This is a genomic window from Pseudomonas sp. LY-1, assembly GCF_053502595.1.
Genome location: NZ_CP094353.1, coordinates 6252466 through 6268086, shown reverse-complemented (window position 1 = coordinate 6268086; position 15621 = coordinate 6252466). Strand labels below are relative to the sequence as shown.

At 60.6% G+C, this 15621-nt stretch carries 14 protein-coding genes; 2 read left to right on the top strand and 12 right to left on the bottom strand.

The features are described 5' to 3' along the window. Positions 1 to 28: 28 nt before the first annotated feature. Positions 29 to 598 (bottom strand): glycerol-3-phosphate 1-O-acyltransferase PlsY, encoded by a 570-nt coding sequence (plsY, locus tag MOQ67_RS28905; RefSeq protein WP_046381852.1) that lies wholly within the window; start codon positions 596 to 598, stop codon positions 29 to 31. A gap of 72 nt (positions 599 to 670) precedes the next feature. Here plsY and folB point away from each other — a divergent pair, with 72 nt between their 5' ends. Both folB and folK read left to right on the top strand, forming a co-directional pair. Continuing rightward, on the top strand, positions 671 to 1024 hold the full coding sequence (gene folB, locus MOQ67_RS28900) for a dihydroneopterin aldolase (RefSeq protein WP_026140135.1): 354 nt from the start codon (positions 671 to 673) through the stop codon (positions 1022 to 1024). Then, entirely contained in the window at positions 1015 to 1533 is a 519-nt protein-coding gene (gene folK / locus MOQ67_RS28895; protein WP_046381854.1) for a 2-amino-4-hydroxy-6-hydroxymethyldihydropteridine diphosphokinase, read from the top strand. The genes folB and folK overlap by 10 nt, the downstream gene beginning before the upstream one ends. Here the strand turns inward: folK and MOQ67_RS28890 are convergent. The 11 genes from MOQ67_RS28890 to MOQ67_RS28840 form a co-directional block, all read right to left on the bottom strand. Then, a complete protein-coding gene (locus MOQ67_RS28890; RefSeq protein ID WP_126587651.1) occupies positions 1528 to 2757 on the bottom strand; it encodes a multifunctional CCA addition/repair protein in 1230 nt (409 codons plus the stop codon). The two genes, folK and MOQ67_RS28890, sit on opposite strands and share 6 nt — an antisense overlap. A 63-nt stretch (positions 2758 to 2820) precedes the next feature. Further along, the gene (locus MOQ67_RS28885; protein ID WP_046381856.1) at positions 2821 to 4383 is read right to left on the bottom strand and encodes a SpoVR family protein; all 1563 of its coding nucleotides are present in this window, start codon (positions 4381 to 4383) and stop codon (positions 2821 to 2823) included. Further along, positions 4380 to 5651 carry a YeaH/YhbH family protein gene (locus tag MOQ67_RS28880; RefSeq protein WP_017847815.1) on the bottom strand — a complete coding sequence of 424 codons (1272 nt, stop codon included), beginning with the start codon at positions 5649 to 5651 and terminating at the stop codon, positions 4380 to 4382. Before MOQ67_RS28880 ends, MOQ67_RS28885 begins: the two co-directional genes overlap by 4 nt. Before the next feature lie 113 nt (positions 5652 to 5764). Then, entirely contained in the window at positions 5765 to 7687 is a 1923-nt protein-coding gene (locus tag MOQ67_RS28875; RefSeq protein ID WP_017847814.1) for a PrkA family serine protein kinase, read from the bottom strand. Positions 7688 to 7972: 285 nt separating this feature from the next. Next, on the bottom strand, positions 7973 to 8302 hold the full coding sequence (gene glpE, locus MOQ67_RS28870; RefSeq protein WP_102618125.1) for a thiosulfate sulfurtransferase GlpE: 330 nt from the start codon (positions 8300 to 8302) through the stop codon (positions 7973 to 7975). Between the two features lie 33 nt (positions 8303 to 8335). Beyond that, entirely contained in the window at positions 8336 to 9187 is an 852-nt protein-coding gene (locus MOQ67_RS28865) for a symmetrical bis(5'-nucleosyl)-tetraphosphatase (RefSeq protein WP_017847812.1), read from the bottom strand. Next, complete coding sequence (gene apaG, locus MOQ67_RS28860) at positions 9187 to 9567, bottom strand: Co2+/Mg2+ efflux protein ApaG (protein ID WP_017847811.1); 381 nt, start codon at positions 9565 to 9567, stop codon at positions 9187 to 9189. The genes MOQ67_RS28865 and apaG overlap by 1 nt, the downstream gene beginning before the upstream one ends. A 107-nt stretch (positions 9568 to 9674) precedes the next feature. Beyond that, the gene (gene rsmA / locus MOQ67_RS28855) at positions 9675 to 10487 is read right to left on the bottom strand and encodes a 16S rRNA (adenine(1518)-N(6)/adenine(1519)-N(6))-dimethyltransferase RsmA (protein ID WP_017847810.1); all 813 of its coding nucleotides are present in this window, start codon (positions 10485 to 10487) and stop codon (positions 9675 to 9677) included. Further along, positions 10484 to 11473 carry a 4-hydroxythreonine-4-phosphate dehydrogenase PdxA gene (pdxA, locus tag MOQ67_RS28850; protein ID WP_046489152.1) on the bottom strand — a complete coding sequence of 330 codons (990 nt, stop codon included), beginning with the start codon at positions 11471 to 11473 and terminating at the stop codon, positions 10484 to 10486. The genes rsmA and pdxA overlap by 4 nt, the downstream gene beginning before the upstream one ends. Next, positions 11470 to 12810 (bottom strand): peptidylprolyl isomerase, encoded by a 1341-nt coding sequence (locus MOQ67_RS28845; protein ID WP_026140134.1) that lies wholly within the window; start codon positions 12808 to 12810, stop codon positions 11470 to 11472. The genes pdxA and MOQ67_RS28845 overlap by 4 nt, the downstream gene beginning before the upstream one ends. Further along, positions 12785 to 15619, bottom strand: coding sequence for an LPS-assembly protein LptD (locus MOQ67_RS28840; protein WP_126587653.1), 2835 nt, complete (start codon positions 15617 to 15619; stop codon positions 12785 to 12787). Before MOQ67_RS28840 ends, MOQ67_RS28845 begins: the two co-directional genes overlap by 26 nt. Between the last annotated feature and the right edge of the window lie 2 nt (positions 15620 to 15621).

Here is a 15621-nt window from a genome sequence, read left to right as displayed (position 1 = left end):
CAAGGTGAGCGGAATTCATCGGCCGGATTTAAAAATGCCGTTCGCGCCCGGCAAACAGGTCGCGTAAATTGCCGCGATGGCGCCAGACGATCAGCAGGGTCAGCACACTCATCGGCAACAGCGCCGCCGGTTCCTGCCAGGCCAGCAACGGCAGGGTGAGCGGCGTGGCGATCAGCGCGGCCAGCGAGCTGGTGCGGGTCAGGTAGAAGGTCAGCAGCCAGGCGAGCATGGCCAGCAGCGCCGCCGGAGGGTAGATCCCCAGCAGCATGCCGGCCGCCGTGGCGACACCCTTGCCGCCGCGAAAACGGAAGTACAACGGAAACAGATGGCCGAGGACGGCGCACACGCCAACCCAGGCTTGCTGTTGCAGGTTAAGGCCGGCGAGGCTGGCGATCAGCACGGGCAACAGGCCCTTGCACACGTCGCCCAGCAGCGTCAGCACGGCGAGCTTCTTGCCGGCCAGGCGCAGCATGTTGGTGGCGCCGGCATTGCCTGAGCCACCCATTCGCGGGTCGGGATTTCCCGTCAGGCGGCTGAGCAAGATGGCGAAGGACAGCGAGCCGAGCAGGTAGGCGAAAATCGCCAGTGACCAAAACATGCTAACTATTCCGGGCGAGGACGCCCTGATTCTAACGGGGCATCGCGCCCTTGTCGTGCTGCGGAGAAGAGCTTGGACAGAGTGTTTATCGAAGGCCTGGAAGTCGACACCGTGATCGGGGCCTACGACTGGGAGCGCGGCATCAAGCAATGCTTGCGCCTGGACCTGAGTTTCGCCTGGGACAACCGCCCGGCCGCTGCGGGTGACGACCTCACCCTGGCACTGGATTACGCCAGTGTGTCCGCGCGTATCCAGGCCTTTGCCGAGCAGTCGCAGTACCAGTTGGTGGAAACCTTTGCCGAGCGTCTGGCCGAAGTGCTGATGAGCGAGTTCCAGATTCCCTGGCTGCACCTCAAGTTGACCAAGCCGGGGGCCGTGCCGGCCGCCAAGGGCGTGGGCGTGGAGATCGAGCGCGGATGTCGCTAACTCAGGTTTACCTTGGTCTTGGCAGCAATATCGAGCGCGAGCCCCATCTGTGCGCGGGCCTGGATGCACTCGCGGGCTTCTTGATCGACATGCGCTGCTCGGCGGTGTTCGAGAGCCAGCCGGTGGGCATCAAGAGCGGGCTGTTCTTCAACCTGGTGGTGTCGGCCTATACCGACCTGTCGTTGATGGAGCTGGATCGCCGGCTGAAATCCATCGAGGCCGACAATGGCCGTTACGCGCCGGATCGCAAGGGCCTGCCGCTGGATATCGACGTGCTGCTGTACGGCGATCTGGTGGGCAACTTCGATGGCCTGATCCTGCCGCGTGCAGAAATCCTGAAAAACGCCTTCGTGCTGTGGCCGTTGTCGATGATGGCGCCAGATCGTGTACACCCTGAAGTGGGCAAGACGCTGGCTGAGCTGTGGCGGGATGCACAGATCGATCAGGTGCTGGCGCCCGTCGGATTCGAATGGCGGGGCCAGCAACTGACGCCGAGCGCGCTGCTATAGGGCGTGCTGTTCCTTGTAGGCTTTCAAGGTCTTGAGCCGTTCGCGCTTCAGGGCCTCGCCCAGTTCGGGGCCCTTGAAACCCTTCTCCAGCAACGGCGCCACCGCGACCTCGCGCGCGGCCTTTGCGGCGCCGCGTAAATAATCCGCCTGTGGATAACTGCGTTGTTCCAAGCCCTTGCGGCCGCGGGCGTCCATTTCACAGGCGACCACAAACTCTTCAAAGCGCTGCGGCCGCCGGTAAACGTCAAAACTCTGCAGCAACTCCAGCAATGTCGAGGCTTTCAACTCCAGCGCGCGATGCCCATGGGTGTGGTATTGGCCCACCAGCAGCGCCAGCTCCTGGCAGTCCCTCGGCGCCTTGAAGCGTTCATTGACCGCCTTGATCAGCTTCAGGCCGCGCTGCTCATGGGCAATATGCTGTGGCAACTTATCCACAGGCGTCAGGCCTTTGCCGACGTCATGCAGCAGGCAGGCCCAGCGCACTGTCAGCGGTTGGTGATGCAAGGCGGCCTGTTCGAGCACGCTCAAGGTGTGAACGCCGCTGTCGATCTCGGGGTGATGGGCTGCGGGCTGCGGCACGCCGAACAGGGCGTCGACTTCCGGCATCAAGGTTTTCAGTGCGGCGCAATCGCGCAGCACCTGGATGAATACCTGGGGCTGGTCTTCCATCAGGGCACGGGAAATTTCCTTCCAACTGCGCTCCGGCGTCAGGGCTTCGAGTTCACCGGATTCGCTGAGTTGACGCATCAGGTCCAGGGTTTGTGGCGCCACTGTAAAACCCAGGTGGGCGTAGCGCGCAGCAAAGCGCGCAACCCGCAATACGCGCAGGGGATCTTCGGCGAACGCCGGGGAAACGTGGCGTAAAACGCGGGCTTCAAGGTCGCGCTGGCCGTGATAGGGGTCGGTCAGCCTGCCGTCGTCGTCCTCTGCCATGGCGTTGATGGTCAGGTCGCGGCGGATCAGGTCTTCTTCCAGCGTGACGTCGGGGCTGGCGTGAAACACAAAGCCGCCATAGCCCCGGCCACTCTTGCGCTCGGTACGGGCGAGGGCGTACTCGTCGCCGTTTTTCGGGTCGAGGAATACCGGGAAGTCCGCGCCCACCGGTTTATAGCCCTTGGCGAGCATTTCCTCGGCCGTTGCGCCGACGACGACACGGTCGATATCGGTGACCTTGATGCCCAGAAGGCGGTCACGCACCGCGCCGCCGACTTTGTAGATTTTCATGAAAAAGCCTCCATTAGCCGCACAGGATAACGCCTGTGCCCGGCCAATGGCGGCTTTGCCGTTTCAGAGATGAACGACGGCCAGGTCCAGGCGGCCGTAGTCGTTATCGTTGTGATCGCTGCGTGGGGGGACGTGGTGGGTTTTCATCACCTGATCGCCCTGCAGGGTTTCCAGGTGGATGTCGAACCCCCACAGCCGATGCAGGTGCTTGAGTACTTCCTCGGTGGAGTCGCCCAGGGGTTTGCGGTCGTGCTGCTGGTGACGCAGGGTCAGCGAGCGGTCGCCGCGCACGTCGATGCTGTAGATCTGCACGTTGGGCTCGCGGTTGCCCAGGTTGTACTGCGCCGCCAGGGTTTCGCGAATGGTGCGGTAGCCGGGCTCGTCGTGGATGGCCGGTACCACCAGGTCGTCCTTGAGGTCGTCATCGAGGATGCTGAACAGCTTGAGGTCGCGAATCACCTTGGGCGACAGGTACTGCAGGATGAAGCTCTCGTCCTTGAAGCTGCTCATGGCGAACTTGATGGTGGAAAGCCAATCGGTGCCGGCGATTTCCGGGAACCAGTGGCGGTCTTCCTCAGTGGGGTTTTCGCACATGCGCCGGATGTCGCGGTACATCGCAAAGCCCAGCGCATACGGGTTGATGCCGCTGTAATACGGGCTGTCGAAGCCGGGTTGGTACACCACGCTGGTGTGGGAAGTGAGGAACTCCATCATGAAGCCGTCAGTGACCAGGCCTTCGTCGTACAGGTCGTTTATCAGGGTGTAGTGCCAGAACGTCGCCCAGCCTTCGTTCATCACCTGGGTCTGGCGCTGTGGGTAAAAGTACTGGGCGATCTTGCGCACGATACGCACGATTTCCCGTTGCCACGGCTCCAGCAGGGGCGCGTGCTTTTCCAGGAAATACAGGATGTTTTCCTGAGGTTCGGCGGGGAAGCGCGCATTGTCCTTGTCGCTGTTTTTATCGGCGCGTTTGGGAATGGTGCGCCACAGGTCGTTGATCTGCTTCTGCAGGTGTTCCTCGCGCTCCTTCTGGCGCAGGCGTTCTTCTTCGGCGGAAATCGGATACGGGCGTTTGTAGCGATCGACGCCGTAGTTCATCAGGGCATGGCAGGAGTCGAGCAAGTCTTCCACCGCATCGATGCCGTGGCGCTCCTCGCACTGCATGATGTACTGCTTGGCGAACACCAGATAGTCGATGATCGAGCTGGCGTCGGTCCAGGTACGAAACAGGTAGTTGCCCTTGAAGAAACTGTTATGCCCGTAGCAGGCATGAGCCACCACCAGCGCCTGCATGCAGATGGTGTTTTCTTCCATCAGGTAGGCGATGCACGGGTCGGAGTTGATCACGATTTCGTAGGCCAGACCCATCTGGCCGCGACTGTAGGACTTTTCGGTGCTGAGGAAGTGTTTGCCGTAGGACCAATGGTGGTAACCCAGGGGCATGCCTACCGAGGCGTAGGCATCCATCATCTGTTCGGCGGTGATCACTTCGATCTGGTTGGGGTAGGTGTCCAGGGCATAACCGGCCGCGATGCGGCTGATTTCCCGGTCGTAGGCCTGGATCAGTTCAAAGGTCCACTCAGACCCCGTGGAAATGGGTTGGCGTTTATGCTCTTTGGCGGTCATGTCACTAACCTGCGCTGGAAGAGTTCACGGAAGACCGGGTAGATATCGCCGGCCGAGACCAATTGCTGCTGGGCGAACGTGTCGGCGAAGGCTTCGCCGATGCGCTCGTATTCGAACCACAGCGCCTGGTGCTCACGGGGGGTGATCTCGACATAAGTGTAGTACTGCACGAATGGCATGATCTGGTTGATCAAGATGTCGCGGCAGATCGGCGAGTCGTCATTCCAGTTGTCGCCGTCGGAGGCCTGCGCCGCGTAGATGTTCCAGTCGTTGGCCGGGTAGCGCTCGGCCATGATTTCCTGCATCAGTTTCAACGCGCTGGAGACGATGGTGCCGCCGGTTTCCCGTGAATAGAAGAATTCCTCCTCATCGACTTCCCGGGCGCTGGTGTGGTGGCGGATGAACACCACATCGATCTTGTCGTAGTTGCGCTTGAGGAACAGGTACAGCAGGATGAAAAAGCGCTTGGCGATGTCTTTGGTGGCCTGGGTCATGGAGCCGGACACGTCCATCAGGCAGAACATCACCGCCTTGGAGCTTGGGTTGGGTTGTTTGACCAACAGGTTGTATTTCAAGTCGAAGGTGTCGAGGAACGGCACGCGGTGAATGCGCGCGCTGAGTTTCTCGATTTCTGTCTCGATTTCCTGGATATCGCCGAAGTTGTCCGGTTCTTCGCGTTTCAAACGCGCCAACTCTTCCTTGGCCTCCTTCAATTTGGCGCGGCTGCTGCCGGACAGGGCGATGCGCCGGGCGTGTGCCGAACGCAGGGTGCGGATGATGTTGATCCGTGAAGGGTTGCCTTCGTTGCTGATCCCGGCGCGCACGGTCTTGAACGTGTCGGTGCCGGTCAGGTTGCGCTTGACCAGGTTGGGCAGTTCGAGGTCTTCGAACATGAATTCGAGGAATTCTTCCTGGGTGATCTGGAAGACGAACTCATCCATGCCTTCGCCGGAGTTACCCGCCTTGCCGGGGCCCTTGCCGCCGCCACCGCCTTGGGGGCGCTGGATGTGTTCGCCGGTGGTGAACTCCTTGTTGCCCGGATGCACGACAGTCTGCTTGCCACCCCGGCCGTGGTGCAGCACCGGTTCGTCGATGTCCCGTCCGGGAATGCTGATCTGTTCGCCATGCTCCATGTCGGTGATGGAACGGCGGCTGACGGCCTCTTCAACGGCCTTTTTGATGTGGTCACGGTAACGCCGCAGGAAACGTTGACGGTTTACCGTGCTCTTGTTCTTGCCATTGAGGCGTCGGTCGATCACATAGCTCATGGGGAGCCCTCCGGGCAGCTTCACGTTACAAGCTTCAAGCCGCGAGCTGGAAGCTTAGAGACAAGCGGTCGACTGCCAGGCCGTGGGCCCGGCAGTACACGCCCGTCGCTGCCTTACTGCGATTTGCGCACCCGCAGATACCACTCGGAGAGCAGCCGTACCTGTTTGTCGGTGTAGCCACGCTCGACCATCCGTGTAACGAAGTCGTTGTGTTTTTGCTGATCCTCCTTGCTGGCCTTGGCGTTGAAGCTGATGACCGGCAGCAGATCCTCGGTGTTGGAGAACATTTTCTTCTCGATGACCACCCGCAGCTTCTCGTAGCTGAGCCAAGTGGGGTTCTTGCCGTTGTTGTTGGCGCGGGCACGCAGCACGAAGTTGACGATTTCGTTGCGGAAATCCTTCGGATTGCTGATGCCGGCGGGTTTTTCGATCTTTTCCAGTTCCTCGTTGAGGGCTACGCGGTTGAGGATTTCGCCGGTTTCCGGGTCGCGGTATTCCTGGTCCTGAATCCAGAAGTCGGCATACAGCACGTAGCGGTCGAAGATGTTCTGGCCGTATTCGCTGTAGGATTCCAGGTAGGCAGTCTGGATTTCCTTGCCGATGAACTCGATATAGCGCGGCGCCAGGTATTCCTTGAGGAAGCGCAGGTAGCGTTCGCGGGTTTCGGCCTGGAATTGTTCCTGTTCGATCTGCTGCTCCAGCACATAGAGCAAGTGGACCGGGTTGGCGGCGATCTCGTGAGGGTCGAAGTTAAACACCTTGGACAGGATCTTGAACGCGAAGCGCGTCGACAGGCCATTCATGCCCTCGTCCACGCCGGCGGTGTCGCGGTATTCCTGGATCGACTTGGCCTTCGGATCGGTGTCCTTGAGGTTTTCGCCGTCGTACACGCGCATTTTCGAATAGATATTCGAGTTCTCCGGCTCCTTGAGGCGCGACAGCACGGTGAATTGCGCGAGCATCTTCAAGGTGTCGGGCGCGCAATGGGCCTTGGCCAGGGAGCTGTTGAACAGCAGCTTGTCGTAGATCTTGATTTCATCGCTGACCCGCAGGCAGTACGGCACCTTGACGATGTAGATCCGGTCGATGAAGGCTTCGTTGTTCTTGTTGTTGCGGAAGGTGTGCCATTCCGATTCGTTGGAGTGGGCCAGCAGAATCCCGGTGAACGGAATCGCGCCGAGGCCTTCGGTACTGTTGTAGTTGCCTTCCTGGGTTGCGGTGAGCAGTGGGTGCAGGACCTTGATCGGAGCCTTGAACATCTCCACGAATTCCATCAGGCCCTGGTTGGCCCGGCACAGTGCGCCCGAGTAGCTGTAGGCGTCGGCGTCGTTTTGTGGGAATTCTTCCAGTTTGCGGATATCGACTTTGCCCACCAGCGCCGAGATGTCCTGGTTGTTCTCATCGCCCGGCTCGGTCTTGGCCACGCCGATCTGGTTGAGGATCGACGGGTAGAGTTTCACCACGCGGAACTGGCTGATGTCACCGCCGAACTCGGCCAGGCGCTTGGTGGCCCAGGGCGACATGATGGTGTTGAGGTAGCGCCGTGGGATGCCGAAGTCTTCTTCGAGGATCGCGCCATCTTCCGTGGCGTTGAACAGGCCCAGGGGCGACTCGAAGACCGGCGAACCCTTGATGGCGTAGAAGGGCACTTTCTCGATCAGTTGTTTGAGCTTTTCGGCCAGGGACGATTTACCGCCGCCAACCGGGCCGAGCAGGTAGAGGATTTGTTTCTTCTCTTCCAGGCCTTGGGCGGCGTGCCGGAAGTAGGAGACGATCTGGTCGATGCATTCTTCCATGCCGTGGAAGTCTTCAAAGGCCGGATAGCGGCGGATCACCTTGTTCGAGAAGATTCGCGACAGACGCGAGTTGTTGGAGGTGTCCACCAACTGCGGCTCGCCAATCGCCAGTAACAAACGCTCGGCGGCAGACGCGTAGGTGCTGCGGTCACGCTTGCACAGGTCGAGATACTCTTGCAGTGTGAGTTCCTCCTGCTGCGTGGACTCGAAACGTTGTTGGAAGTGGCTAAAAATACTCATGACGTCGTCACCTCGCTCGATACGTGGAGCCGACGCCGGATCAATCAGTCGATGCTGGCAGTCATTGACGAACGCCAATGGCCGTTTTCCCCCCAGAACACCCTGAAACGCTACCGATGACCCGCACGCCGGTGTACCGGCTCTCCCCTGATTCGGATGGCCTGCGCTTAAGGATAGTTCGGAATCCGCGAGGTAAAGGAGGGATACGCAATTAGTTTGGGTGCGCCGTTCGTCAGAAACGGCGCAAGCCCAAGCGTCACGCGGGGTGGCGGGGTGTGAAAAAAATTATTGCGAATCGCCGGAGGCAATTTCTGCAGGATAGGTCGTATGCCACAGCTCAAAGCCACCGTCCAGACTGTAGACGTCGGAGAAGCCCTGGCTGATCAGATAGGCGGCCGCGCTCTGGCTGGAATTGCCGTGATAGCAGGCCACGATCACCGGCGCGTCGAGGTCGGCGGCGCGGATGAAATCGGCGATGTTGTGGTTGTCCAGGTGCCGGGCGCCTTTGATGTGGTTCAGGGCGTAGGCCTGCGGATCACGAATATCCACCACCACCGCGCCTTGTTCGCGCAGGGCCTGGGCTTGTTCGGGAGGGATACGTTTGAATTCGCTCATGGCGGGCTCCTTGGGTTTGGCTGCAAGCGGCGTCTAGCGCTTCGCGGCAACCGACGGGGTCACGGGAAGAGGGGAAGGGCACTGGCAGCTCAGGCGCTCGCCGGTGTCGATGTTCATCAGGGTCATGGCGCCGCCCCACACGCAGCCGGTGTCGAGGGCGAACACGCCGGGTTCATCGCATTTGCCTTCGAGGGCCGCCCAGTGACCGAAGATGATCTTCGTGTCGCGGGTCTTGCGTTCCTTGTGGGCGAACCACGGTTTGTAGCCGGGCAGTGCAGTGTCGGCGCCTTCCTTGCTCTTGAGGTCCAGTTTGCCGTCGGCGGTGCAGAAGCGCATGCGTGTGAAATAGTTGGTGATCACGCGCAGGCGGGCGACGCCCGTCAGGTCGTTGTCCCATTTCACCGGTTCATTGCCGTACATGCCGTCGAGATAGGCGATGTACAGGTTGTCATCGGCCAGGGCGCTTTCGACTTCGGCGGCGCACTTGAGGGCTTTTTTCAGCGTCCACTGCGGTGGAATGCCGGCATGGACCAGCACCATGTCGCGCTGTTCGTCGTAGTGCATGATCTTTTGCCGGCGCAGCCAGTCCAGCAAGTCGGCGCGATCCGGGGCCTCGAGGATTTCCCGCAGGGTATCGGCTTTTTTCAGGCGCTCGATGTTACTGCCGGCCGCGAGCAGGTGCAGGTCGTGGTTGCCCAGTACGCACACCAGGGAATCGCGCAGGCCATATAAGTAGCGCAGGGTCTCCAGGGACTCGGGGCCACGATTGACCAGGTCGCCTACCAGCCACAGGCGATCGTTCGCCGGGTCGAAGGCCACGCGCTCGAGCAGGCACTTGAGGGGCTGCAGGCAGCCTTGCAGGTCGCCGACCGCATAGGTTGCCATCAGTGCAAGGCTCCGGGCACGGCCAGGCGAAATGGCTTGATGATCGCGTCGAACAGTTTGCCGTCAGTGGCTTTCATCTGATACGAGCCTTGCATGGTGCCGACCTTGGACGTCATCACCGTGCCGCTGCTGTAGGTATGGCTGGCGCCGATATCGATCAGCGGTTGCTGGCCGACCACGCCGGCACCCCGCACCTCCTCCACTTGACCGTCACCGTCGGTGATCACCCAGTGGCGTGACAGCAGCTTGGCCGGCACCAGCCCGTTGTTTTTCACCGTGATGGTGTAGGCAAAGGCGAAACGGTTGTGTTCAGGTTGCGATTGGTCCGCCAGGAAGCGGGTAACGACGCTGACGTCGATCTGGTAGCGAGGATCGGACATGCAAGAGGCCTTAAAAGCAAAAGCGGAGGACAGCAGATGCGGATCAGTCTAGGCCAAGAGGCGGGCACTAGGCCAGACATGCTGTCGGGCCTGGTGCAGGGCGGGCTTCAGTCCGCGACGGGCGGCGGCTGGATCGCAAGCTGGTCGGCCAGGCGCACGAATGCGGCCAGGTCCAGTTGTTCCGGGCGCAGGCTGCCGTCGACGCCAGCGGCTTCGATCTCGGCGTTGCTCAACAGCGCTTTGAGTGTATTGCGCAGGGTCTTGCGGCGCTGGTTGAAGGCTTCGCGCACGACGCGCTCCAACAGTTTGTGATCCTTGGCCGGGTGCGGCAGCACGGCGTGAGGCACCAGGCGCACGATGGCTGAATCGACCTTCGGCGGCGGGTTGAACGCGCCCGGGCCAACATTGAACAGGTGTTCGACGCGGCAGTGGTACTGAACCATGATCGACAGGCGGCCCCAATCGCCGCCGCCAGGGCCGGCGGCCAAGCGCTCAACCACTTCTTTCTGCAGCATGAAGTGCATGTCGCGGATGATCCCTGCGTTGTTCAGCAGGTGGAAGATCAGCGGCGTGGAGATGTTGTACGGCAGGTTACCCACCACCCGCAGGCTGTTGGGCGCGGCATTGAGGCTGGTGAAGTCGAACTTCAGCGCATCGCCCTGGTGCAGGATGAAGTTGGACTTGCCGCCAAACTGCTGATTGAGGATCGGGATCAGGTCTTTGTCGAGCTCAACCACATCCAGTTGCGCGCCGCTGGCCAGCAGGCCTTGGGTCAGTGCGCCCTGGCCCGGGCCGATTTCCAGCAGACGGTCTTCGGGCTTGGCATGGATGGAGCGCAGGATGCGGTCGATCACGCCAGCGTCGTGCAGGAAGTTTTGCCCGAAGCGCTTGCGCGCCCGGTGTTGGTAGTGCTCGGTCATATACGGGTCTCGGCCATCTGATAGGCGGTTTCCAGGGCCACGCGCAGGCTGCCGGTATCGATCTTGCCGCTGCCCGCCAGGTCCAGGGCGGTGCCATGGTCGACGGAAGTGCGGATGATCGGCAGGCCCAGCGTCACGTTGACTGCGGCGCCGAAGCCTTTGTATTTCAGCACGGGCAGCCCCTGGTCATGGTACATCGCCAGCACTGCGTCGCAGTGCTCCAGATATTTGGGGGTAAACAGAGTGTCCGCGGGCAATGGGCCGCGCAGGTCCATGCCGTCTTGGCGCAGACGCTCCAGGGTGGGTTCGATGATGTCGATTTCTTCATGGCCCAGGTGGCCGCCCTCACCGGCGTGGGGGTTGAGCCCGCAGACCAGGATGCGCGGTTGGGCGATGCCGAATTTCTGTTGCAGGTCGGCATGCAGGATGCGCGTGACGCGCTCCAGGCGTTCGACGGTGATGGCATCGGCCACATCGCGCAACGGCAAATGCGTGGTCACCAGGGCGACGCGCAGGCCATGTGTGGCCAGCATCATCACGACTTGGGGGGTGTGGGTCAGTTCGGCGAGGAATTCGGTATGGCCGGAAAAGGCGATGCCGGATTCGTTGATCACACCCTTGTGTACGGGGGCGGTGATCATGCCGGCGAAGTCGCCGTCGATACACCCTTGCCCGGCACGGGTCAGGGTTTGCAGCACAAAGGCCGCATTGGCCTTGTCCAGTTGCCCGGCGACCACCTTGGCCTGCAGCGGGGTATCCCACACATACAGGCTGCCCGCGGGAGCCGGCAGGTCGGGCCAGTTACCCGGCGCAACGTCCAGCAGTTTGACGGCCACGCCCAGTTGCGCGGCCCGCTCAAGGAGCAGGTCGCGGCTGGTAATGGCGATCAGGGTGTGTGGCTGGGGCTGCGAGGCGAGCAGCAGGCACAGGTCTGGACCAATGCCGGCCGGCTCGCCGGGTGTCACCGCGAAACGCTGGGGTTTCACTGGTTTGCCTGGTTGGTGCCTGTTTGCTCGGCGCCTGGCAGTTTGTTTTCTACGTAGGCTTCGTCACGGATCTGACGCAGCCAGGTTTGCAGCTCTTCATCGTACTTGCGGTTGCGCAGGACGGTCAGGGCTTGCTGTTCGCGGGCCTGGCTGGTGTTGTCGGTGGCGCGGCGGCCAAGGACTTCCAGTACATGCCAGCCATATTGCGTCTTGAACGGTTTGGACAGTACGCCTTGCGGGGTCTTGGCCATCACTTCCTGGAACTCCGGCACCAATGCTTTCGGGTCGATCCAGTTGAGGTCGCCACCGTTGAGGGCGGAACCCGGGTCTTCCGAGAAGCTTTTGGCCAGGGTGGCAAAGTCTTCGCCGCTTTCGATGCGGTCATAGATCTTCTGGGCCAGTTCCTTGGTTTGCGCTTCGGTGCGGATTTCGCTTGGTTTAACCAGGATGTGACGAACGTGGACTTCGTCTTTCAGCGAGGTCTCGCCGCCGCGACGTTCCAGCAACTTGAGGATGATGAAGCCGCCTGGGGTGCGGGCTGGCTGGGTAATGCCTCCCACTTCCATGGCACTCAGCTCACGGTCGAACGGCGGTGGCAATTGAGCGGCTTTACGCCAGCCCATATCGCCGCCTTCCAGGGCGTTGTCGCTGCCGGATTGGGCGATTGCCATCTGGGCGAAGTCGGCACCGGCCTTCAGGCGATCATAGATAGCCTGGGTCTTGGCGGCGGCTGCATTGAGCTGCTCAGAGTTGGCGCTGTCCGGGGTCGGGATCAGGATGTTGGCCAGGTGCAGTTCTTCGGAGAGCTGCATCTTGCCCAGGTCCGATGCGAGGAAGTTCTTCACTTCCTGCTCGGAGACCTGAACCCGCTCGGCCACACGACGCTGACGCACACGGCTGATGATCATTTCGCGGCGGATCTGGTCACGCGCGTCCTCATAGGACAGGCCGTCGTGGGCCAGGGCGGCGCGGAACTGATCGATGCTCATGTTGTTGCGTTGCGCGATCGTGCCGACAGCCTGGTTCAGTTCTTCGTCCGAAATACGGATGCCGGAACGATCGCCGATCTGCAATTGCAGGTTTTCGACGATCAGGCGCTCCAGCACCTGTTGGTCCAGGACGCTGGTAGGCGGCACACCACCACCACGCTTGGCGATGGTTTGCTGAACTTCCTTGACCCGTTGGTCCAGTTGGCTCTGCATGATCACGTCGTTATCGACGATGGCCACGACCTTATCCAGCTGTTGAACCGCGGCATGCGCCGATGCGGTACCCAGGAACAGCGCGCCCAGCACGAGCGGGCGCAGACAATCAGAAAGCTTGATCTTCACGTTCACGATAACCTTGAATGCCTTTGTCGAGGAAGCTCTCTACCTTGGCGCCGGTCAGGCCGCCGAGTCCTTTGAGGACGATCTGGAAGAAGAGCCCGTGGTCACCCTTTTCGTTAAGCGGGGCGATCTGGCTGTATTCGTCGTTGGAAACCCAGTAACGGTTGATGACGCGCAGTTTCCAGCAGCAGTTGTCGTACTCGAAGCCACCGAAGGCTTCCAAGGTACGGTTGCGGGCATAGTCGTACTGCCAGCGGGTAATCATGTTCCACTGGGGAATGATCGGCCACATCATCGAGAAGTCGTGTTGTTGGATTTTGTAGTAATCCTTCACGAAGTTTGGTTGGCCTTCCGTGCCGTAGTCGCCGCCAAACTGCCATTTACCGGTCAGCTGGTTGTAGACCACTTGGTCGTTGCGATAGCGATAACCGAGGTTGACGACCTTGTTCGGGTTGTCTTCCGGCTGGTAGTGGAACATCGCGCTGCCGGAACGTGGGGCGTGGCTTTCCGTGTCCCAGTTGTAATCGGCAGTGGCGCGCCAGTCGCGGTTGAAGCGGAACTCGTAGTCCAGCGCGATCGGCGAAACGTCGCTCTGGGCGTCGGCGCGGTCGGCCGCCAGGATGCCGGGCAGCTGAACCTCGCGGTCCTTGAAGTACAGGGCCTGGCCGACGCTGACGCGTTGGCGTTCGAAGCCGTTTTCTTCGATCCAACGGCTGGTGACACCCAGGGACAGCTTGTTCTCATCGCCGATCCGGTCGGTGCCGCTGAAGCGGTTGTCACGGAACAGCGAGGCATAGCTGAACGAGTATTCGCTGGTGTCGAAAACCGGGATGTCGCTCTGGTCTTTATTCGGAACATAAAGGTAGAACGCGCGCGGCTCGAGGGTTTGGCGATAGTCTTTGCCGAACCAGTTGGTGTTGCGGTCGAAGTACAGGCCGCTGTCGACGCTGGCGATTGGAATTGCGCGGTCTTGCGAGCTTTTGAATACTCCGCCTGCATACGGATTAGTCGCGGTTGCATTCGCTTGCGCGGTAATAATGTCGTTCTTGCCTCTGCTATCCAAGTCCAAATCGTACTTGGTATAGACGTACTTCAACTTCGGCGTAATAAAGCCGTAGGTCCAGTTCATCGGGTAGTCGACGGCGGGAGCCGCGTTCAAGCGCGTACCGTTTGCACGGGTCAGGCCTGTGACGTAGGTGTCCAGACGACGCTCACCTACCGTACCATCCGCATTGAACGGGCCACCATCTTCATTGGTGACATTGCCGCTTCTGAGGTCTCGATCAAACCGTACAGCTTCAGTCTCATAAGAGAAGTTCAGGCCGCCGGGGTGATACGGCAGAGCGCCATTAAAAGTGATCTGAGGCAGTCGGTCATAAGGCGTGATTTGGGAGATCGTCGCCAATTGATACGCTTGGACGTTCAGGCGCGCCTGGTAAGAGTCGCCACGATAGGTCAAAGAGCCTTGTTGGTTGAGGAAGTCTCGGCTCTCTACGCCTTCTTCATATGACTTCAGATCCTGAAAGTAGAACGGATCACTGATCCTGGTGTAATCCACCTGAGTCGTCAGGCGCGAATCCAACCCGCCCTTATGCTGCCAATTGAGCATATAACGGGTTTTTTCGTAATCGGTCTGCTTGCTGCGTTCGTCGTTGTCGTCGTTCAGGTACGCGCCGCCGAACTGGCCTTCGCTGGATTTGGTGAGGTAGCGGAATTCGCCTTCCATCAACAAGCCGCGCTTGGTCATGTATTGCGGGTACAACGTGGCGTCGTAGTTCGGTGCCAGGTTGAAGTAGTACGGCGTCACCAGCGTAAAGCCAGTCTCGCTGCCGGTGCTGAAGCTCGGCGGCAGGAAGCCGGATTGACGACGGTTGTCGATCGGGAAATAGATGTAAGGGGTATACAGGATCGGGATGTTCTTGATCCGCAACGTCGCGTTGGTGGCCGTACCGAAACCGGTGGCCGGGTTCAACGTGATGTTGTTGCCCTTGAGCTGCCAGGCGTTGCTGTCTGGCTCGCAGGTGGTGTACGTACCGTCCTTGAGACGGATGATCGCGTTTTCGGCGCGCTTGGCGTACAGCGCGTTACCGCGGATGCGTGACTTGTGCATCACGTATTCGGCGTTGTCGATCTGTGCCGCGCCGGTATCGAGCTGGACCTGGGCGTGGTCGCCGACGATCAGCGCGCCGTTGTCGCGCAGGCGGACGTTGCCGTTCAGCTCGCCACGGTTCTCGGCCTGGTACAGGCTGGCTTCTTCAGACTCCAGCTGCATGCTGCCTTGGCGCATGACGACGTCACCGGCCAGGGTCGCGACCTGCTGTTCCTGCTCGTAACGCGAGGCCTTGGCGCCGATGAAGGTCGGCGCATCGCTCTTGTTCGTCTTGTCGTTCATGCCAGGACGAATCGGCTCGATGTACGCGCCGGAGCAATAAGGACCGGTTTCCGCCAGTTGGGCGGCGGTCAGCTTCTCGCGAGGCACCCAGTCCAAGTGGCTGTAGTCGGCGCTGCGCGAACGCAGGCCACGGCCCTTGGATTCGGTGACCAGCATGGTCTTCGGCTCGGCCTCGGTGCCGCCTTCAGCGTTGGCTTGCGCCGTGCCGTTGGCCGAGCTGACGGCTGCACCGTCATGCACCGGGCGCGGTGGCAATGGGGCGGCGGCGGTTTTCGGCGCGCAATCCCAGGCACCCGAAGCAGAGACTGAGCAGTCATACTGTTCCGCGGCGACCACGAATGAGGTGGCGAAAGGTTGCATGGCCAGCAGACTGCCGGTTACCAGCAACGGAAATTTTCTACGAAACGCGGGGGATTTCAATGCCATCT